Origin of the sequence: Enterococcus sp. DIV1420a (genome assembly GCF_051712165.1) — a bacterium.
GTDB lineage: Bacteria > Bacillota > Bacilli > Lactobacillales > Enterococcaceae > Enterococcus > Enterococcus faecalis.
Window position 1 is genome coordinate 355,468 of sequence record NZ_JBIOOI010000002.1, and the last position, 20,261, is coordinate 375,728.

At 39.6% G+C, this 20,261-nt stretch carries 16 protein-coding genes; all 16 read left to right on the forward strand.

All coding sequences use genetic code 11. From position 1 onward, the window contains the following. Positions 1-178: 178 nt before the first annotated feature. The 16 genes from ssnA to yedF all read left to right on the forward strand — a co-directional run bounded on the left by ssnA (position 179) and on the right by yedF (position 20,259). Complete coding sequence (gene ssnA / locus IGI80_RS13105; RefSeq protein WP_025193883.1) at positions 179-1,513, forward strand: putative aminohydrolase SsnA; 1,335 nt, start codon at positions 179-181, stop codon at positions 1,511-1,513. A gap of 30 nt (positions 1,514-1,543) precedes the next feature. After that, positions 1,544-4,549, forward strand: coding sequence for a putative selenate reductase subunit YgfK (ygfK, locus tag IGI80_RS13110; protein WP_002362585.1), 3,006 nt, complete (start codon positions 1,544-1,546; stop codon positions 4,547-4,549). A 29-nt stretch (positions 4,550-4,578) separates the two neighbouring features. Continuing rightward, complete coding sequence (hydA, locus tag IGI80_RS13115; RefSeq protein WP_270284268.1) at positions 4,579-5,952, forward strand: dihydropyrimidinase; 1,374 nt, start codon at positions 4,579-4,581, stop codon at positions 5,950-5,952. A gap of 23 nt (positions 5,953-5,975) precedes the next feature. Further along, positions 5,976-7,169, forward strand: a complete 1,194-nt coding sequence (gene dpaL, locus IGI80_RS13120) for a diaminopropionate ammonia-lyase (protein WP_002356589.1) — start codon at positions 5,976-5,978, stop codon at positions 7,167-7,169. Beyond that, positions 7,160-8,485, forward strand: a complete 1,326-nt coding sequence (locus IGI80_RS13125) for a YgeY family selenium metabolism-linked hydrolase (protein ID WP_002362247.1) — start codon at positions 7,160-7,162, stop codon at positions 8,483-8,485. The genes dpaL and IGI80_RS13125 overlap by 10 nt, the downstream gene beginning before the upstream one ends. A gap of 38 nt (positions 8,486-8,523) precedes the next feature. Then, positions 8,524-9,717: a knotted carbamoyltransferase YgeW gene (gene ygeW / locus IGI80_RS13130; protein WP_002359643.1), complete on the forward strand. Its 1,194-nt coding sequence runs from the start codon at positions 8,524-8,526 to the stop codon at positions 9,715-9,717. A 240-nt stretch (positions 9,718-9,957) separates the two neighbouring features. Beyond that, entirely contained in the window at positions 9,958-10,902 is a 945-nt protein-coding gene (arcC, locus tag IGI80_RS13135) for a carbamate kinase (RefSeq protein WP_438723824.1), read from the forward strand. Positions 10,903-10,916: 14 nt separating this feature from the next. Then, positions 10,917-11,297, forward strand: coding sequence for a RidA family protein (locus IGI80_RS13140; RefSeq protein ID WP_002356593.1), 381 nt, complete (start codon positions 10,917-10,919; stop codon positions 11,295-11,297). A 93-nt stretch (positions 11,298-11,390) separates the two neighbouring features. Further along, positions 11,391-12,710, forward strand: coding sequence for a nucleobase:cation symporter-2 family protein (locus tag IGI80_RS13145; RefSeq protein ID WP_002356594.1), 1,320 nt, complete (start codon positions 11,391-11,393; stop codon positions 12,708-12,710). 93 nt (positions 12,711-12,803) lie between these two features. Continuing rightward, positions 12,804-13,163 (forward strand): LysR family transcriptional regulator, encoded by a 360-nt coding sequence (locus IGI80_RS13150; protein WP_202577310.1) that lies wholly within the window; start codon positions 12,804-12,806, stop codon positions 13,161-13,163. Continuing rightward, positions 13,160-14,167 (forward strand): XdhC family protein, encoded by a 1,008-nt coding sequence (locus IGI80_RS13155; protein ID WP_010707244.1) that lies wholly within the window; start codon positions 13,160-13,162, stop codon positions 14,165-14,167. Before IGI80_RS13150 ends, IGI80_RS13155 begins: the two co-directional genes overlap by 4 nt. 120 nt (positions 14,168-14,287) lie before the next feature. Continuing rightward, positions 14,288-16,861, forward strand: a complete 2,574-nt coding sequence (gene xdh, locus IGI80_RS13160; RefSeq protein WP_002374261.1) for a selenium-dependent xanthine dehydrogenase — start codon at positions 14,288-14,290, stop codon at positions 16,859-16,861. Positions 16,862-16,874: 13 nt separating this feature from the next. Further along, on the forward strand, positions 16,875-17,456 hold the full coding sequence (gene mocA, locus IGI80_RS13165) for a molybdenum cofactor cytidylyltransferase (RefSeq protein WP_002356598.1): 582 nt from the start codon (positions 16,875-16,877) through the stop codon (positions 17,454-17,456). Between the two features lie 13 nt (positions 17,457-17,469). Next, positions 17,470-18,618 carry a selenocysteine lyase SclA gene (gene sclA, locus IGI80_RS13170; protein ID WP_438723826.1) on the forward strand — a complete coding sequence of 383 codons (1,149 nt, stop codon included), beginning with the start codon at positions 17,470-17,472 and terminating at the stop codon, positions 18,616-18,618. A gap of 15 nt (positions 18,619-18,633) precedes the next feature. Next, a complete protein-coding gene (gene selD / locus IGI80_RS13175) occupies positions 18,634-19,656 on the forward strand; it encodes a selenide, water dikinase SelD (protein WP_002359657.1) in 1,023 nt (340 codons plus the stop codon). Between the two features lie 15 nt (positions 19,657-19,671). Next, on the forward strand, positions 19,672-20,259 hold the full coding sequence (gene yedF, locus IGI80_RS13180) for a sulfurtransferase-like selenium metabolism protein YedF (RefSeq protein WP_002356602.1): 588 nt from the start codon (positions 19,672-19,674) through the stop codon (positions 20,257-20,259). Positions 20,260-20,261: the final 2 nt, after the last annotated feature.

Consider the following 20,261-nt stretch of genomic DNA (forward strand, 5'->3'; position numbering starts at 1 on the left):
TGATATACTTTAATCAAGTTAATGAGTTCGTTAGTAAAAAAATGCAAGCGCTTCAAATACTTTTCGTAGAAATATAGATTAGAAAAGATAGACAAGCTATATTCGTGAATGATTGAGCGATTGATTTGTAAGCGTTTGCTACATGTGGGGAATATGTTGGAAAATAGGAGGAGAATACATGTTATTAATTGGAAATGGGCGTTTAATCACTCGGGATGCGCAGAATCATTTTTTTGAAAATGGGTGTGTGGCGATTGATGGTCAAGTTGTGAAACAAGTCGGAACGACAGAAGAATTAAAACAAGCTTATCCAGAAGCGACATTTATTGATGCTAAAGGTGGAGTGATTATGCCAGGCTTTATTAACATGCACAATCATATTTATAGTACCTTTGCACGTGGGTTAAGTTTAACGAATTATCATCCTAAAAATTTCATGGATATTTTGGTAGATCAATGGTGGCGAATTGATCGTGCCTTGACATTAGAAGACACTTATCAAAGTGGTAAGGTTGCTTATTTAGATAGTATTCGCAACGGCGTTACAACTGTCTTTGATCATCATGCTAGTTACGGAGAAATTACAGGGAGTTTAACCCAATTATCTAATGCAGCGGACGAGTTAGGGATTCGAACCTGCCTTTGTTATGAAGTTTCTGATCGCGATGGTGAGCAGAAAATGCGGGAAGCAGTTCAAGAAAATGCCGCCTTTATTAAAGCCAGTTCCTTAAGAAATGATGATATGCAAAAAGCGATGATGGGTATGCATGCAGCATTTACTTTATCAGATGCTTCTTTAGAATTATGTGCAGCCAATACGCCAGATGGGATTGGTTATCATATTCATATTGCAGAGGATTTAGCCGATGTTCATGATTCTTTGAAAAAATATGGGAAGCCGATTGTGAACCGATTATTTGATTTAGGAATTTTAGGAAAACAGACAATGGCAGGCCATTGCATCCATATTGGCCCTCATGAGATGGAATTACTAAGAGAAACAGACACAATGGTGGTCACGAATCCAGAGTCGAATATGGGGAATGCGGTCGGCTGCCCACCTGCGATGCGTATGTTTAATGAGTATGGTATTTTGATGGGTCTTGGCACAGATGGTTATACGAATGATGTGACGGAATCTTATAAGGTAGGAAATGTTATCCACAAACATCATTTAGCTGATCCAAATGCGGCTTGGGCAGAAATTCCCACAATGCTGTTTGATAATAATCCGCAAATGGCTAATCGTTATTTTAAAACAAAGCTAGGCGTTTTAGAACCTAATGCAGCAGCAGACGTCATTATTGTTGATTATCATGGCCCGACACCAATGACAAAAGAGAATTATAACATGCACATTTTATTCGGCATGAATGGTGGGATGGTCACTGACACGGTGATTAATGGAGAAATTCGGATGCGTAATCGTGAAGTTCAAGGAATTGATGAAGAGAAAGTTTGGCATGATGCGCAAACGCAAGCACAATCTTTCTGGAAACGAGTAAATCAATAGCTTTCATTATAAATAAAAGGAGTGACGTTAATGAGTGATATTATGCATCCCATCTCAATTGAGGCTTTATTAAATTGGATTTTTAGTGAGTATCAACAAGATGGCACAATTTTTGGCATTCGTAAATTTTATCATGCGGATCCTACAAAAACGATTTCGTTATTTGGAGAAAAAATGGAAACCCCTTGTGGTCCAGCAGCAGGTCCTCATACACAATTAGCACAAAATATTATTGCGGCCTATTTAACAGGTTCTCGTTTTTTTGAAGTTAAGACAGTCCAGATACTGGATGGAGAAGATTTACCAGTTAGTAAACCATGTATCGCAGCAGCGGATGAATGTTACAACGTTGAGTGGTCCACAGAATTGCGCGTCCCCCAAGCTTATGATGAATACGTCAAAGCATGGTTCGTTTTGAAGTTACTTAGTAAAGAGTTCGAGCTAGGTGACCCGAATGGTTTCATTTTTAATATGAGTGTTGGCTATGATTTGGCAGGGATTCAATCGCCAAAAATTGATCGTTATATTAACGAAATGCAGAACGCAGAAGGAACGCCGATTTGGGCGGAATGCCAAGCAGCTGCTAAAAAATATCTATCTTATTTAAAAAAAGTAGATGACTCATATATCGAAGCAATTAGTCCTAAAGTCTGTCATTCTATTACGCTGTCGACTTTACACGGCTGTCCATCAGATGAAATTGAACGAATTGCGGCCTATTTATTAAGTGAAAAAGGGCTCCATTCTTTTATTAAATGTAATCCAACCATGTTAGGTTATGAATATGCGCGTCAAACGATGGATGAGCTAGGGTTTGATTATATGGTTTTTGACGATCACCATTTTAAAGAAGATTTACAATTTGAAGAAGCAGTACCGATGTTACAACGTCTGCAATTATTAGCTAATAGTAAAAATCTAAGCTTCGGAGTTAAAATTACGAACACTTTCCCGGTAACGATTGCAGCAAATGAATTACCTGGTGATGAAATGTACATGTCAGGACGTTCGCTATTTCCTCTTAGTATTTCATTGGCACAAAAATTATCAGAAGCATTTGATGGGAAACTACAAATTTCTTATTCTGGCGGTGCAGATATTTTCAATAGTAAAGAAATATTCGATGCTGGGATTTGGCCAATCACTATGGCAACGACGCTGTTGAAACCTGGTGGCTATCAACGAATGAATCAAGTTGCTAATGTATTAAGCGCAGCAGAATATCCTCAGATGGTTCATGTCAACTTGGATAAATTAGCTCAAGTTGTTGAGAAAGCTAAAACACAAGCACGTTACCAAAAATCAATTAAATTACCAGAAAGTACCAAACTAAGAAAAACAGTTCCGTTAACAGATTGTTATATTGCTCCTTGTAGAAGTGACGGTGGTTGTCCAATCAATCAGGATATTCCTGCTTACCTTCGTTATGTAAGTGAAGGTAATTATTTAAAGGCCTTGCAAGTAATTGTCGATAAAAATCCATTGCCTTTTATTACTGGAACCATTTGTGCACATCCTTGTATGACTAAATGTACACGTCAATTTTATGAAGAATCTATTCATATTCGGGAAGTGAAGTTAGAAGCAGCTGAACATGCTTATGATGAATTATTGACGACACTAGAAAAGCCACAGCCAAAAGAAAATGCACCTAAAACAGCTGTTGTGGGTGGAGGCCCTGCTGGGATTTCTGCTGGGTATTTATTAGCACGTGAAGGCATGCCTGTTACTGTGTTTGAAAAATCCGAGACAATTGGGGGCGTTTGTAGCCAGATTGTACCAGAATTTCGAATTTCTATGGAATCTGTTCAAAAAGACGTTCAGTTAGCGGAATTTATGGGAGCCGAATTCCGTACAGGACAAGAGGCGCCATCATTGGCGGAATTGAAAAACCAAGGCTATACGAATGTTATTTATGCCATTGGTGCATGGAAACATGGGGTCCTTCGTTTAGAATCTGGTCGAGCATTGAACTCGTTAGAATTTTTAAAAGCAAATCGAGAAAATCCAACGATTAATCCTTACGGAGAACAGATTGTCGTCGTTGGTGGCGGAAATACAGCTATGGACTGTGCTCGTGCAGCCACAACATTGCCTGGTGTTAAAAAAGTCTCAGTAGTTTATCGTCGGAATAAACGCAATATGCCAGCAGATGAAGAAGAACTTTATTTAGCCTTAGAAGATGGCGTTGACTTTTTAGAATTACTTTCGCCAATTAAACATGAAAATCAACAATTAACTTGTGAAAAAATGGTCCTAGGTGAACGAGATGCTTCTGGACGCCGTCGTCCAATTGGTACAGGAGAAATGATTGATATTCCTGCTGATACAGTGATTGCCGCTGTTGGTGAAAAAGTAGATACAGAGTTTTACCAAGCATTAGGCATTCACACGGACAACTATGGGAAAGTCGTTTCAAATAAAGAAACATTGGAAACAAATATACCAGGCGTCTATGTCATTGGTGACGCTAATTTAGGACCAGCTACAATTGTTGAAGCAATCGCTGATGCAACCAAAGCGGCCAATAATATTTGTCTTGTCCACAATCATCACTATGAAAAAGATAATTTAAATAGTGATGTCGCATTTGTTAGAAACAAACGGGGTATCCTTGTGACAGACGAGATGTCTTGTAGTCAAGCTAGTCGTTGCTTAGAATGCTCCACAATTTGTGAATCTTGTATGGATGTCTGTCCAAACCGAGCAAATATTGTTGTGTACGTCGAAGGAAAACCACAAATTGTCCATGTTGATCGGATGTGTAACGAATGTGGTAACTGTGAAACATTTTGCCCTTATGCAAGTGCCCCTTACAAAGACAAATTTACCTTATTTAATAGTGAATCTGATTTTTATGACAGTACTAATTCAGGTTTCTATGTTCAAAATCCTGTGGATAAAATTTGTTTACTGCGTCTATGGGGAACGGTGTCAACGATTCAATTAACAGATCAAGGATTAGATGTACCAGAAGATTTAATTGCATTAATGGTAACTATGATTGAAGAATATGCTTATTGTATGCAAGCATAAAAGGAAATTTACGACTGGGGGATAAATAAATGTCTATTCTGCTCAAAGGTGGAACCGTCGTATCTGCATATAATCGTCGTCAATTGGATATTCGAATTGACGGCGAGCAAATTGTAGAGATGGGGGCAAATTTACCAGTAGAAAATTCTCAGATTGAGGATGTTACGGGGTGTTATGTATTACCAGGCTTTATTGATGCGCATACGCATCTGGAATTAAATAATGGCAAAGGTTCGTTAAGTACGGCGGATAACTTTACCACTGGAAGCCAAGCGGCGGTGGCCAAAGGTACGACTACGGTTATTGATATGGCTACACCTAATAAAGGCGGCTCATTGAAAGACTGTTTAGCTACTTGGAATCAATTGGCTGAAGGCAAGAGTTCATGTGATTATACTTACCATATGTCCATGATTGAATGGAAACCAACGATAGCTGCTGAAATTCAGGAAATGGTTGCTGCAGGTATTACTTCCTTCAAAATGTATATGGCTTATGATAACTTACGGACCACAGATGCGGAAATTTTTGAAGCGATGAAGGAAATAAAAAAAGTTAATGGAATGTTAGGCGTTCATTGTGAAAATGGTGATTTAGTAGATGAATTAATCCAATCATATGTTTCTCAAGGAAAGCTAACCCCGCACTATCATCCGTTATCAAGACCGGCGGCGGTTGAAGCAGAAGCGGTAGCAAGATATTTGATGATAGCGGAAATGGCTGATTTGCCGGTTAATATTGTGCATTTAAGCACAAATCGATCGTTAGAAGCGGTGGAACGGGCTCGTCAAAGAGGACAATCAGTCTATGTAGAAACTTGCCCTCAATATCTTTTACTAGATGATCACTTGTATGATGCGCCTAATTTTGAAGCAGCAAAATATGTCTGCTCACCGCCACTACGCAAACGAGAGGATCAACAGGCTTTGTGGCAAGGGATTAAAGAGGGGGCAATCAATACAATATCGACAGATCACTGTAGTTTTAATTTTCACGGACAAAAAACAGTTGGCAAAGATGATTTTAGTAAAATTCCCAATGGGATGCCAGGTGTTGAAACGAGACCAGAATTAATTTACACGGAAGGTGTGGCGAAGGGCCGAATCACCTTGGAAAAAATGGTTGCTCTGCTTTCTGAAAATATTGCTAAACAATTCTCGATGTATCCACAAAAAGGTGTGGTGCAAGAAGGCAGTGATGCCGATTTAGTTGTTTGGGATCCTAGAACAACCGGCGTGATTGCTGCGAGAACGCAGTTACAAAATGTCGATTATACGCCGTATGAAGGATTTGAAACACAAGGACAGGCTCGAATGGTTTATTTAAGAGGTCAAAAAGTTGCTGAAGCTGGGCAAGTCATCTTGGCAAATCAAGGAAAATTTGTTTTTCGTAAAGCAACTTAAAAATAGAAGGAGGAGAAGTATTTTTGGAAAAAATTAAATGGACAGCAAATGAAATGCCGAAGACGGAGGATAAGTACTTACCTCTGATGTCTAAAGAAAAAATTGAGAAAGCTTTGGCTTTTCACAAAAGTTTTCCACAGTATTCAGAAACACCATTAGCAGAATTGAATCATATGGCCGCTTATCTGGGGTTAAATGATTTCTTTGTTAAAGATGAATCTTATCGCTTTGGTTTAAATGCTTTTAAAGTCTTAGGTGGTTCTTTTGCCATGGCTAACTATATTGCCGAAAAATTAAAGAAAGATGTTTCGGAACTAACATATGATGAATTAACTTCTGATCAATTACGATCAGCTTTTGGACAAGCTACGTTTTTTACAGCAACTGATGGTAACCATGGACGAGGAGTCGCTTGGGCTGCGAATAAATTAGGCCAAAAATCAGTTGTACTCATGCCGAAGGGTTCAACACAGACGAGAAAAGAAAATATTGAAAAAGAAGGCGCAACCGTCACAATTGAAGAAGTTAATTACGATGAATGTGTACGAATGGCTAATAAAATGGCCGAAGAAACTGAAAACGGTGTCATGGTTCAAGACACCGCTTGGGACGGATATGAAAAAATTCCGACTTGGATTATGCAAGGATACGGAACGATGGCGTTAGAAGCCTCTCAACAATTAAGAAAATTTGGCTCTGAACGACCTAGTCATGTTTTTGTTCAAGCTGGTGTCGGCAGTTTAGCTGGGGCGGTGATTGGTTATTTTGCTAATGCTTTTCCAGAAAACCCACCGATTATGGTCGTAGTTGAGGCACAGGCGGCTGACTGTTTATATCAATCAGCAATTAAAAAAGACGGAGAAATTCGCTTTGTCGATGGTGATTTACAGACAATTATGGCTGGCCTAGCATGTGGAGAACCTAATACGATTTCTTTTGATATTCTAAAAAATCATACATCCTTCTTTGTTTCAGCACCAGATTGGGTTTCTGAAAAAGGAATGCGTATGTTGGGCGCGCCATTAAAAGGGGATCCGCAAGTTGTATCAGGCGAATCTGGGGCAGTAGCAATGGGCTTAGTAGCTACAGTGATGCAAGATCCCGACTATCAAGAATTACGTGAGGCATTGCAACTGGATGAGACGTCAAACGTTTTAATGTTTTCTACCGAAGGGGACACTGATCCAGACAATTATAAAAAAATTTTATGGAGGTAAAAGGAATGGATTTTAATGCAGTAAATGCAGCAGCAGAAGGTTACAGAGAAGATATGGTCAAATTTTTAAGAGACCTTGTCAAAATTCCAGGAGAAAGTGCAGAAGAAGGCAACAAAATTGCGCGAGCAAAAGCCGAAATGGAAAAATTAGGTTTCGATAAAATTGACATTGATCCTCAAGGAAATTTACTTGGTTATATGGGGTCTGGTGAAAAATTAATTGCTTTTGATGGGCACATGGATACTGTCGGAATTGGTGAAATGAGTAACTGGAAATTTGATCCTTACGATGGCTATGAAACAGAAACTGAGATCGGTGGTCGCGGTACGTCTGACCAAGAAGGCGGGATTGTTTCGGCTATTTATGGCGCTAAAATCATGAAAGATTTAGGTCTATTATCAGAAAAATACACTGCTTTAGTAACAGTTACTGTCCAAGAAGAAGACTGTGACGGTTTATGCTGGCAATACATTATCAAAGAAGACGGTATCCGTCCAGAATTTGTTGTTTCAACAGAGCCAACAGATGGTGGGATTTATCGTGGTCAACGAGGCCGAATGGAAATTAAAGTTGATGTCAAAGGCGTTTCGTGTCATGGCTCAGCACCAGAACGTGGAGATAATGCCATTTACAAAATGGCGGATATCTTACAAGATGTTCGTGCCTTAAACAACAATGGAGATACAGAAAGCACAGCGATTCGTGGTTTAGTTCGTATGTTAGATCCTAAGTACAATCCAGAGTGGCAAGAAGCCCGTTTCTTAGGTCGTGGTACGGTGACTGTTTCGCAAATTTTCCATTCTTCACCAAGTCGGTGTGCTGTTGCGGATGGCTGTACCGTTTCACTAGACCGTCGAATGACTGCTGGAGAAACTTGGGAAAGTTGTTTGGAAGAAATTCGCAATTTACCAGCTGTTAAAAAATATGGAGATGATGTGACGGTTTCAATGTACAACTATGATCGTCCTTCTTATACTGATTTAACTTATGAAATTGAATGTTATTTCCCAACATGGGTAATTCCAGAAAATCATGATGTAACAAAAGCCTTGATGGAAACGCATAAAAATCTCTATGGAGAAACACGGAAAGGCTCTGTAGAAACAGTGGAAATGCGTGAAGAGCGCCCATTGTTAGATAAGTGGACCTTCTCAACAAATGGCGTTTCAATTATGGGACGTAATGGCATTCCTTGTATTGGTTTCGGGCCAGGGGCGGAAGCACAAGCACATGCACCAAATGAAAAAACTTGGAAAGATGATTTGGTTCGTTGTGCAGCCGTTTATGCGGCATTACCAACGGTCTATTGTGGTTAAGTAAAGGATTATTAGATAAGCAAAAAGGAGCAGATGGAATGGAAACGTTTAAAGAATATATTGAGAAATTAGATAAATTAGAATTTGAAAAAATGTACGAAAATGACTTTTTCCTAACTTGGGAAAAAACAAGAGATGAATTAGAAGCTGTTTTCACAGTTGCCGATACATTACGCTATTTAAGAGAAAATAATATTTCAACTAAAATCTTTGATAGTGGCTTGGGGATTTCTTTATTCCGCGACAACTCTACAAGAACACGTTTTAGTTTCGCTTCAGCGTGTAATCTTTTGGGCTTAGAAGTTCAAGATTTAGACGAAGGAAAAAGTCAAATTTCTCACGGAGAAACTGTTCGTGAGACAGCAAACATGATTTCTTTTATGGCTGATATCATTGGTATTCGTGATGACATGTACATTGGTAAAGGCAATGCTTACATGCACGAAGTATCAGAATCTGTCCAAGAAGGATATAAAGATGGGGTATTAGAACAACGCCCAACGTTAGTGAATTTACAATGTGATATTGACCATCCGACGCAAGCAATGGCGGATGCGTTGCATTTAATTCATGAATTTGGTGGCATTGAAAACCTGAAAGGGAAAAAAGTTGCCATGACTTGGGCGTATTCACCATCTTATGGAAAACCATTATCTGTTCCTCAAGGAATTGTTGGTCTAATGACCCGTTTAGGAATGGATGTCGTCTTAGCACATCCAGAAGGTTATGAAATTATGCCAGAAGTAGAAGAAGTTGCGAAGAAAAATGCGGCAGAATTTGGTGGAAACTTTACTAAAACGAATAGTATGGCAGAAGCATTCAAAGATGCGGATGTTGTTTATCCGAAAAGCTGGGCACCTTTTGCGGCAATGGAAAAGCGAACTGAATTATATGGCAATGGTGACCAAGCAGGAATTGATCAATTAGAACAAGAATTACTTTCTCAAAATAAAAAGCACAAAGATTGGGAATGTACAGAAGAATTGATGAAAACAACGAAAGACGGCAAAGCTTTGTATATGCATTGTCTACCAGCTGATATTACTGGTGTAAGTTGTGAAGAAGGTGAAGTGGAAGCTTCTGTTTTCGATCGTTATCGGGTCGAACTTTACAAAGAAGCTAGCTACAAACCGTATGTTATTGCGGCTATGATTTTCTTAAGTAAAGTAAAAAATCCGCAAAAAACCTTAACAGACTTAGCGGATAAAGCGACACCAAGAGAAGTAAAATAATGAATTTGGCATGAAGACAGATGCTTTTTCTTTACACAATGAATCATTAGAAGTTGCCTCTTCAACATGAACAAATAAGACCTTCCCAAGTCTATTCATGAATGTGTGATTGTCTCGAGTCAAGAACGCTTAGTCATGTGCGTTGACTTCATGCAACGACAACAGACAGTTAATACGAAAACTCGTTGTGAAAAAGAAAAAGCATCGTCCTTTTTATAAAACAGAAAATGAGGTGAAGCAATGGGCAAACGCGTCGTAGTAGCTTTAGGTGGCAATGCTTTAGGAAATAATTTGACGGAGCAGATGACTGCCGTAAAACAGACCTCCAAAGCGATTGCAGATTTGATTGAAGCAGGATATGAAGTTATTTTATCTCATGGCAATGGTCCTCAAGTGGGGATGATTCAATTAGCTATGGAAGAATTTTACTTTAATAATCCACAATATCCAGTTGTTCCGTTATCCATGTGCGTAGCCATGAGTCAAAGTTACATTGGCTATGATTTAGAGAATGCGCTACAAGAAGAGTTGCGTCAGCGAAATATAAGTAAAGCCGTCACCACCATAGTCACTCAAGTGGTCGTGGATGAAAATGATCCGGCGTTCAAAAAACCAACGAAACCAATTGGTCGCTTCATGACAAAAGAAGAAGCAGAACAATTAGTCAAAGAAAAAAATATACAAGTGATGGAAGATGCTGGCCGTGGTTATCGCCAAGTCGTCGCTTCTCCTAAACCAAAAAATATTGTCGAACTTCTCACGATTCAAACATTGGTTGATGCTGGCCAAACAGTCATTGCTGGCGGCGGTGGTGGCATCCCAGTCATTCAAGAAGGGAACCGACTAAAAGGTGTCAATGCAGTCATCGACAAAGATTTTTGTAGTGAACGACTGGCTGAACAAGTGGATGCTGATCTGCTCGTGATTTTAACAGCAGTTGAAAAAGTTTGTATTAATTTTGGTAAAGAAAATCAAGAAGCCTTAGGGAATGTTTCAACAGAAAAAATGAAACAATATGCGCAAGAAGGTCAGTTTGCTCCAGGTTCAATGTTACCAAAAGTTGAAGCAGCGATTAAGTTTGCTGAATCTAAGCCAGGTCGAAAAACATTGATTACGTTATTAGAAAAAGCCAAAGAAGGATTATCTGGAAAAACAGGGACTTTAATTGAAAATAAAGAATCATAGAATGGAGGAAAACGATGACAAACAAAATGATTAATTCTGCACAGGCACCAGCTGCTGTAGGACCTTATTCACATTCTGTCTTAGCGGGAAATACGTTGTACATTTCTGGACAACTAGGATTAGATCCGCAATCGGGCGAAATGAAGGCTACAGTGGAAGAACAAGCAAAACAAGCTTTTATCAATTTAGGTTCGATTTTAAAAGAGGTCGAGATGACCTATGATAATGTTGTGAAAACAACGGTGTTTTTACAACATATGTCTGATTTTAGCAAAATTAACGAAATCTATGGGAATTACTTTTCAGAAGTTTTGCCTGCACGTTCTTGTGTAGAAGTAGCCAAGTTGCCAAAAGATGGTTTATTTGAAATTGAAGCAGTTGCTGTCAAAGGATAATTTTTAAGATGTTTCTGAGGGAAAAAGGATTGCATTCTTTACTGATTAAGGGGAACAATCCTTTTAGAATAAAAAGAAGAAGGAAACGATCCTATGAATGAAAAAAAAGAGCAAGCATTATTTGAATATGATGCGAAACTATCAATTTCTGAAGCAATTCCGATGGGATTGCAACACGTTGTCGCAGCAGTAGTAGGGATTGTCACACCGGGAATCATGATTGCCAAAGTTTGCCAATTAAGTCCTAGTGATACGACTATTTTGATTCAAACATCATTGATTTTTTCAGCAGTTGCAACGTTAATTCAACTTTTCCCTATTTTTGGAAAAGTGGGTTCACGGTTACCAGTTATGATGGGGGCAAGTTTTGCGTATGTACCGATTTTGATGGCCATCGGAGCTGATTTTGGGATTGCAGCAATTTTTGGTTCCCAATTAGTTGGCAGTATTCTTGTTATTATTGTTGGTTTGTTCATTAAAAAAATCCGTGTGTTGTTTCCGCCTTTAGTAACGGGAACGGTTATTTTAAGTATTGGACTATCCCTGTTTCCAGTTGCGATTAAGTATATGGCAGGAGGAGCTGGTAGTGCTGATTTTGGTTCAGCCCGGAATTGGTTAGTTGCATTATTAACCTTTGCGATTGTCTTTTACTTCAATTATTTTGCAAAAGGATTTTTGAAGTTATCAGCAATTTTAAACGGAATGGTTATTGGCTATTTGATTTCTTTAGCTTTAGGGATGGTTAGTTTTGAGCCAGTTCAAAATGCTAAAATCGTTCAGGTAATTACCCCGTTTCACTTTGGACTGGATTTTCAATTGGTACCAATCTTTACTCTTGTGGTGATGTTTATTGTTGATGCTGTTCAAGCCATCGGTCAATTTACAGCAACAACGGTTGGGGCAATGGATCGGGATGCAACGGATGAAGAATTATCTGGCGGAATTATGGGGAGTGGTTTCACTAACTTTATTGGCAGTTTATTTGGATCAATCCCAGTGGCAACTTTTGGACAAAATGTTGGTCTGGTTACGGTAACAAAAGTGATTAATAAATATGTTCTGGTTTTCGCTTCAGTTATATTATTAATTGCTGGTTTTGTTCCGAAAGTAGCTGCATTATTAACTACGATTCCTTACGCGGTAATTGGTGGCGCAACGATTTCAGTTTTTGCTTCTATTTCTATGACAGGTATTCGGATGATTGCTTCGCAGGAAATGACTCCTCGAAATACTGGGGTTGTCGGAACAGCTCTAGCATTTGGAATTGGTGTCACATTGTCTACTGGAAGCTTAGCTGGTTTTCCAACTTGGGTAACAACGATTTTCGGTAATTCGGAAGTTATCTTAACCACTTTGGTAGCAGTCCTTTTAAATGTCATTTTAAAACCAAAAAAGCGCGTAGCACTTGAGTGAAGATTGCTTTTTTTGATACGAAAGTGAGTAAGCTTTCGTATCCTTTTTCCCTTACGTTATCTATAAAAAAATGAACGAATAAAGGAGGAGAAGATGTTTACGTATTCCTTGAACTTAAAATTAAAAACAGATCGGAACTTTTTTGGTCCTGGCGTTGTCGAAGTTTTACAAAAAATTCAGCAAACTGGTTCACTAAACTTAGCGGCAAAAGAGATGAAAATGTCTTATAATAAGGCATGGCGGATTGTGCGGGTAGCTGAAGAAGAGCTATCTTTTCCATTAATTATCAAAAGTGTTGGTGGTTGTAATGGTGGCGGGTCAATTGTTACGGATCAAGGAAAAGAGTTGATTGATCAATATCTTTTATTTGAGAAAAAAGTGTATCAACAGGTAGAGGTATGCTTTGAAGAAATATTTAAAGAACAGGATGTAGTATCGGAGGAACTGAAATGAGAGAAGTATTTCAGCGTTTGAAACAGGCAATATTGGAAAAGCAAGACACGATGTTATTAACGATTGGTACAAGTTCAGGATCTACACCACGAAGTCAAGGGGCTAGAATGCTGGTTTCCGCCGAAGGTAGAATAGCCGGAACTGTTGGTGGTGGGGCGGTTGAATTTCAGGCTGAACAAGTGGCAAAAAAGCTACTTATTGAGAAAGAAAATGCACAACGTCAATTTATTTTAGCCCCGAATAATATTGCTGATTTAGGCATGGTCTGTGGCGGGAATGTCACGATTTTTTTCCATTATCTTTCATGGGAAACGCCATTTTTAAAAGAGTTGTGTGAGTCCATAGAAACGCATTTTCAAAATAACCAACAAGGTTGGTTAATGACTGAACTAGATCAAAACAATTTAGGAAAAGTATCCTTTTATAGTGAAACAGGCGAATTGATTGGTTCCACTTCTTGGGAGGGGGAATTAAGTTTGCTACCTAAAGGTATCCATTGTGTGCAAAAAGAGGAAACAACTTTTTTAACAGAAGCAATCCTCCAAGTAGGGAAAGTATATATTTTTGGAAGTGGACATGTCGCACGCGCATTGGTACCTATTTTAAACTATTTATCGTTTTATTGCGTTGTAGTGGACGATCGTCCAGAATTTTTGACGGCACAAGCTTTTCCACAAGCTGAGGAACTACGGGTGATTCCTTTAGAAAATTTAGCTGCGTTTATTGAAATAACGGCGGACGATTATGGTATAGTAATTACCAGAGGACACAATTTTGATTTCATCGTTGCCAAACAGTTATTGGAAACACCAGCCAAATATATTGGTGTGATGGGGAGCAAACACAAAATTGCTTCACAAGTTCGACGGTTAAAAGAGGTCGGTTATACAATGAATGAAATTGAAAGAATTTTCATGCCAATTGGCTTAGACATTGCAGCCGAAACACCAGAAGAGTTAGCGATTAGCATCGCGGGAGAATTAATTCAACAGCGCTATCAATAATGAGGACCTTTAAGTTAAATAAAAAACTTTTTTTGCTAAAAAATAATTTTTAGAACGAAGATTTGTGGTATAATCTAGGTGATTGAACACTAAACTATATCAGAAATCGAGGTGCAAGAAATGTATTCAATTATTGTAAATGGTCAAAGTGAAACCTGTGAAACAAACAAAAAATTAATGGACTTTTTGCGGGAGGATCTGGGCCTAACTGGAACAAAGGATGGCTGTAACCAAGGCTCTTGCGGCGCATGTACGGTGCTAGTAAATGGAAAGGCTTCCAAAGCGTGTTTGTTTACTCTGGAAAAATTAGCTGGCAAAGAAGTCACGACAATCGAAGGTTTAAGCCAACGGCAAAAAGATGTCTATGCTTATGCGTTTGCAAAAACGGGTGCAGTTCAGTGCGGGTATTGCATCCCTGGGATGGTTATTTCGGCACAAGGATTATTGAACAAGAAACCCGAACCCACAAAAGAAGACATTCAGAAAGCTTTACGAGGAAACATTTGTCGTTGTACAGGATATGTGAAAATAATAGAAGCCATTCAGTTAGCTGCTAAAATGTTTTGTGAAGAAACGAGCATTCCAGAAGAACATTCAAATGGTAAATTAGGGGAAGACTTCCAACGGGTCGATGCAGTGGAGAAAACCTTAGGCACAGGGATTTATGTAGATGACATTAACATAGAAGGAATGCTTCATGCATCTGCTTTGCGGAGTGCCTATCCTCGCGCAAAAGTTCTATCAATCGATAGTACCCAAGCATTGGCGCATCCTGACTGTGTGGCTGTGTTCACAGCTAAAGACGTTCCAGGAAATAATAAAATTGGTCATTTAGAATTTATTTCCGATTGGGATGTAATGATTCCAGAAGGAGAAATAACACGGTATGTTGGGGATGCAGTGGCACTCGTTGTTTCAAAAAGAAAAGAAACCTTACCAGAGATAAAAAATTTAGTGGAAGTTGATTACGAAGAAATGATACCGCTTACTTCTTGTGAAGCTGCTTTAGCAGAAGGTGCACCAGCTATTCATGAAAAGGGCAATATCTTGTCTCATGAACACTTGGTACGTGGCAATGCAGAGGAAGTATTAGCAAATTCTGCGTTTGTAGTGACAGAACATTATTCCGTACCAATTAACGAACATGCCTTTATGGAACCCGAGTGTGCGATTGCACAGCCTGAAGGTGAGGGCATTTTACTCTTTAGTGCGGGTCAAAGTATCTATGATGAACAACGGGAAGTGGCTCGGATGTTAGGACTGGACAAGGAAAAAATTCATGTTCAATCAAAACTTGTTGGTGGCGGTTTTGGTGGAAAAGAAGACATGAGTGTTCAGCATCATGCATCCTTAGCCGCTTGGTTATTGAAGAAACCAGTAAAAGTACTGCTAAGCCGTGAAGAAAGTTTGATGGTTCATCCCAAACGCCATGGCATGGAAATGGACTTTACGACCGGCTGTGATGAAGAAGGCAATTTAACTGCAATGAAAGCAGTGATTTATGCGGATACTGGGGCCTATGCTTCTTTAGGAGGACCGGTATTGCAACGGGCTTGTACACATGCGGCAGGTCCCTACAAGTATCAAACGATTGATGTGGAAGGGTTTGCTGTATATACTAATAATCCGCCAGCAGGTGCATTTCGCGGATTTGGTGTTTGCCAAACGGCTTTTGCAATTGAAAGTAATTTAAACTTGTTAGCAGAAAAAGTCGGACTATCACCATGGGAAATACGCTTTAAAAATGCCGTCGCCCCAGGAGATACTTTACCGAATGGACAATTGGTCTCGAAAAATGCGGCGTTAAAAGAAGCCTTGTTAGCGGTTAAAGACGTCTATGAACAAGCGGAAGTTGCTGGAATTTCTAGTTTCTTTAAAAATAGTGGCGTGGGTGTGGGGCTACCTGATACAGGGCGTTGTATTATTTCTGTTGAAGAAGGAAAAATACATGTCCGCACAAGTGCTGCTTGTATCGGTCAAGGGATGGCAACCGTTACGACGCAAATTGCCTGTGAAACATTAAATTTACCACCAGAAATGATTGTTGCGGAAGCCCCTGATACAAGAAGAACACCGAATTCAGGAACGACAACGGCTTCGAGGCAGTCACTCTTCACAGGAGAAGCAACTAGAAGAGCGGCAATGCAATTACGGTATGAGCTTGATATGGGACGTGCTTTAAGCGATTTGGAAGGCGAAGAATTTTATGGGGAATATTCAGCGAAAACGGATCCATTAATTAATGATAAAAAAAGTCCAGTTAGTCATGCTGGCTATGGTTATGCTGCTGAAGTAGCTATTCTAGATGACAAAGGAAAAGTAGCTAAATTTGTGGCTGCGTATGATATGGGGCAAGTGGTGAATCCACGAGCTGCTGAAGGTCAAATTGAAGGTGGGATTGCGATGGGCATGGGGTATGCTTTAACTGAAAAATTTGCCTTAGAAGAAGGCTATGTTAAAGCAAAATATGCAACGCTAGGATTAGTGAACGCCACTCAAGTACCACCAATCGAAACAATTTTGGTTCATGCTGACAATCTTCACGAAGGTTTAGCTTATGGAATTAAAGGCGTAGGTGAGTTAGCAACGATCCCTACCGCACCAGCTTTAGCAGGCGCATATTTTGCCTTGGATGGTCAGCTCCGACCAAGTCTGCCTTTAGAAAATACCCCTTATCAAAAGAAAAAAAGATAAAAGGAGACAACTCATGTCACTCGTTAGTGTCATTATTCTAGCATCGGGCAATTCACAACGGATGGGCCAAAATAAATTGTTCTTAAAATATCAAGGAAAAACATTTTTAGAGCACACGTTAACCTTAGTGAATCAATTAGACGTATTAGAACGGATTTTAGTTGTTTCGCCTGAGAATCAGCCAGCGTTTCCTTTACCTAAGAACATTCAGTTGATTCTCAATCATCAATGGCAAGAAGGGCAAAGTAGCAGTATTCGTTTAGGAACCGAACAAGCTCGGGGAGCTGGCTATTTATACTTGCCTAGTGATCAACCATTGTTAACACCTAAAATGCTACAACCCGTGTTAGATAAATGTCAGAGAAATAAAATTGTAGTGCCATTACAAAAAGATGGCTGTCCTAGTAGTCCAGTATTATTCGGTAATCAATTTCGACAAGAACTATTAACATTGACTGGTGAAAAAGGCGGACGCATGATTTATGAACGCTTTCCAGAAGCAGTTCAGATGCTGAGAATAGCGACTCCTGGCCGTTTAAAAGATATCGATACGCCAGAAGAGTACAGAAAATTAATTCAAGAAACCAATAGTTAGAGAGGAAAATCGTATGAAGGATTTGGTTTATTTAAATTATGCAGCGACTTCCTATAAAAAATTTCCAGCAACCATTGAGGCTTTGACTGCCTATTTAGCAGAAAATCAGTTCATGAATTACGGAAGAAATGCCCCTTTGCTTAGAGAGGGGCTTCCTCTTTTAGAGACACGTCAATTGTTAGCAGACTTTTTTCAGGCACCCAGTGCGGCTCAGATTACGTTTACGAATAACGCAACAACTTCCTTAAATCTTGCATTAGCAGGGATTTTACAACCTGGCGACCATGTGATTACGACTATGTTAGAACATCATGCAGTAGCCAGACCTCTTCACTTACTTGAGAAAGAACGAGGCATTTCAGTGACGTATGTTGCTTGTCAAAAAACTGGCCTGTTAGATGTAGAAGATATTCAGCGAGCTTGGCGAACGAATACAAAAGCCTTGGTAATGACACACGCATCCAATGTCTTAGGCACCATTTTACCCATTGAAAAATGTTTTCAATGGACCCAACAGAAAGGATTATTAACCGTTTTGGATGCGGCTCAAACGGCGGGCTTTCTACCAATAAAAATGACCCAGATGGCCATTGATGTGTTAGCCTTTACTGGACATAAAAGCTTATATGGATTAGCAGGTATTGGTGGGTTAGCTTTTAGTGAGCGAGGGGCTGAAGCGGTCAAACCACTGATGGCGGGCGGCACTGGTAGCCATTCTAATTCCTTTGATCAACCCTCTTTTTTACCAGATAAATTTGAAGCTGGTACGTTAAACAGTTTAGGTATTCTAAGCTTAAATAGTTCTATTAAAGAGTTGAATAAAATTGGTTTAGCAGCGATTCAAAAGCATGAACGAACCTTAATGCAGAATTTTTTAAATGGTTTATCAGGGTTACCTGTCACAATTTTAGGAACCAAGGACGTGGCACAAACTGTCCCTGTTGTTTCTATCACACTGTGGAATCAGGAAGAAACAATAGTGGCACAGCAACTAGCAGAACAATATGGCATTATGACGCGCGCAGGTTTGCATTGTGCACCATTAGCCCATCAAACAGCTGGGACTTTAGCAACTGGCACCTTACGTTTTAGCTTTGGTTGGCAGACAACGCCTGAAGAAATTACTTGGACAATTCACGCTTTACAAGAACTACTAATTTGAGAAGGAGCGGACAGCATGGATTTTTTATCACAATGTACATCAGGTGGCTGTGGGGCAAAAATTGAATCCCGTGTACTGAACCAATTGTTGCAACACTTACCCGAAACACCGGCAAATGAGCGGCTACTCGTCGGATTTGAACATGCCGACGACGCCGCTGTTTACCAAATAACGTCTGAAAAAGCTTTGATTTCAACGGTAGATTTTTTTTCACCAATGGTCAATGATCCGTTATCATTTGGAAAAATTGCGGTCGCTAATGCTTTAAGTGATGTCTATGCCATGGGCGGAACAGTCCTTTATGCGCTAAATCTTGTTTGTTTTCCACAAAAGATGTCAAAAGAATGGTTGGAACAAATGCTCTTGGGTGGCAGCTTAAAATTAAAGGAAGCGGGTGCTTTACTGGCGGGAGGCCATTCGATTTATGACCATGAACCCAAGTATGGTCTAGCGGTAACCGGAGAAGTTCATCCAGAAAATTTGTGGCATAATAATACGCCACAGGTGGGGGATGTCTTGATTTTAACTAAAGCATTAGGTGTAGGAATTATTCAAGCGGCTGTTCGGGGGCAATTGGCGAAGCAGACGGAACAAAAAATCGCACAAGATTCGATGGAACGTTTAAATAAATATGCCGCTGCGAATGCTCGATCCTACGCAGTACATGCTTGTACTGACGTGACTGGGTTTGGTCTATTAATTCATGCAAAAGAAATGGCTGATAATCAGGTAACATTACTGATTGATACAGAAGCATTACCAACCATTACAGGAGCGTTGGCCTACGCCGCAGAATGTTTAGTCACTGCAGCTGGGCAAAGAAACCGCCAAACAATCGGAACGACAATCGATTATTCAAAAATTTCTATGGAAATGCAAGAACTTTTGTTTGATCCACAAACTTCTGGCGGACTGTTAATTAGTGTCGCTGCTGACGAAGCGGCAGCCTGTTTAGCAGCTATTCAAAAAGAGGACCCTGTTGCCAAAATTATTGGCGAGGTTCTGCCAAAAGAACAACAAGCAGTAGTACTTTTATAGAGAGAAGGGCCAAATATGAAATTAGTAGATGCATTGGGGAAACCTTGCCCAATACCTGTGATTGAAACAAAAAAAGCTTTGGCGGAGTTAGGTTTAGCTGGAGGCACTATCGAGGTATTAGTCGATAACGAAGTAGCCATTGAAAATTTAAAAAAATTAGCTACTAAAAAACAGGCCACTTTGACTGCGAAGCAGATAGAAGCCACGGTTTTCTCTGTCAAAATTACGGTACCTGAAGAAGCGACTCAACAAACAAGTCAGTCAGCAACAGATTTAGTAATTACGATTGGCTCCGATCAATTAGGTACTGGAGACGAGCAGCTAGGACGACTATTAATGAAAAGTTATCTTCAATCATTATCAGAAGCAGAAACTGTTCCTACACAGCTATTATTCTTTAATCGAGGGGCGTTTTTAACGAATCAAGCAGCGAATACCTTAGCTGATTTGCAACAATTAGCGGAGAAGGGAACCACGATTCAAACGTGTGGGGCCTGTTTAGATTTTTATCATTTAACAGACACCTTAGCTATCGGCTCTATTACTAATATGTACGAAATTGTTGAAACAATGAATCAAGCGGCTAAAGTAATTACGCTTTAACA

Bases quoted from the DNA above. Each gene is read 5' to 3' on its own strand.
- IGI80_RS13150 (WP_202577310.1), top strand. From the start codon at position 12,804: ATGTTTACGTATTCCTTGAACTTAAAATTAAAAACAGATCGGAACTTT.
- ygfK (WP_002362585.1), top strand. From the start codon at position 1,544: ATGAGTGATATTATGCATCCCATCTCAATTGAGGCTTTATTAAATTGG.
- IGI80_RS13125 (WP_002362247.1), top strand. From the start codon at position 7,160: ATGGAGGTAAAAGGAATGGATTTTAATGCAGTAAATGCAGCAGCAGAA.
- IGI80_RS13145 (WP_002356594.1), top strand. From the start codon at position 11,391: ATGAATGAAAAAAAAGAGCAAGCATTATTTGAATATGATGCGAAACTA.
- mocA (WP_002356598.1), top strand. From the start codon at position 16,875: ATGTCACTCGTTAGTGTCATTATTCTAGCATCGGGCAATTCACAACGG.
- xdh (WP_002374261.1), top strand. From the start codon at position 14,288: ATGTATTCAATTATTGTAAATGGTCAAAGTGAAACCTGTGAAACAAAC.
- IGI80_RS13140 (WP_002356593.1), top strand. From the start codon at position 10,917: ATGACAAACAAAATGATTAATTCTGCACAGGCACCAGCTGCTGTAGGA.
- yedF (WP_002356602.1), top strand. From the start codon at position 19,672: ATGAAATTAGTAGATGCATTGGGGAAACCTTGCCCAATACCTGTGATT.
- hydA (WP_270284268.1), top strand. From the start codon at position 4,579: ATGTCTATTCTGCTCAAAGGTGGAACCGTCGTATCTGCATATAATCGT.
- sclA (WP_438723826.1), top strand. From the start codon at position 17,470: ATGAAGGATTTGGTTTATTTAAATTATGCAGCGACTTCCTATAAAAAA.
- selD (WP_002359657.1), top strand. From the start codon at position 18,634: ATGGATTTTTTATCACAATGTACATCAGGTGGCTGTGGGGCAAAAATT.
- ygeW (WP_002359643.1), top strand. From the start codon at position 8,524: ATGGAAACGTTTAAAGAATATATTGAGAAATTAGATAAATTAGAATTT.
- ssnA (WP_025193883.1), top strand. From the start codon at position 179: ATGTTATTAATTGGAAATGGGCGTTTAATCACTCGGGATGCGCAGAAT.
- arcC (WP_438723824.1), top strand. From the start codon at position 9,958: ATGGGCAAACGCGTCGTAGTAGCTTTAGGTGGCAATGCTTTAGGAAAT.
- IGI80_RS13155 (WP_010707244.1), top strand. From the start codon at position 13,160: ATGAGAGAAGTATTTCAGCGTTTGAAACAGGCAATATTGGAAAAGCAA.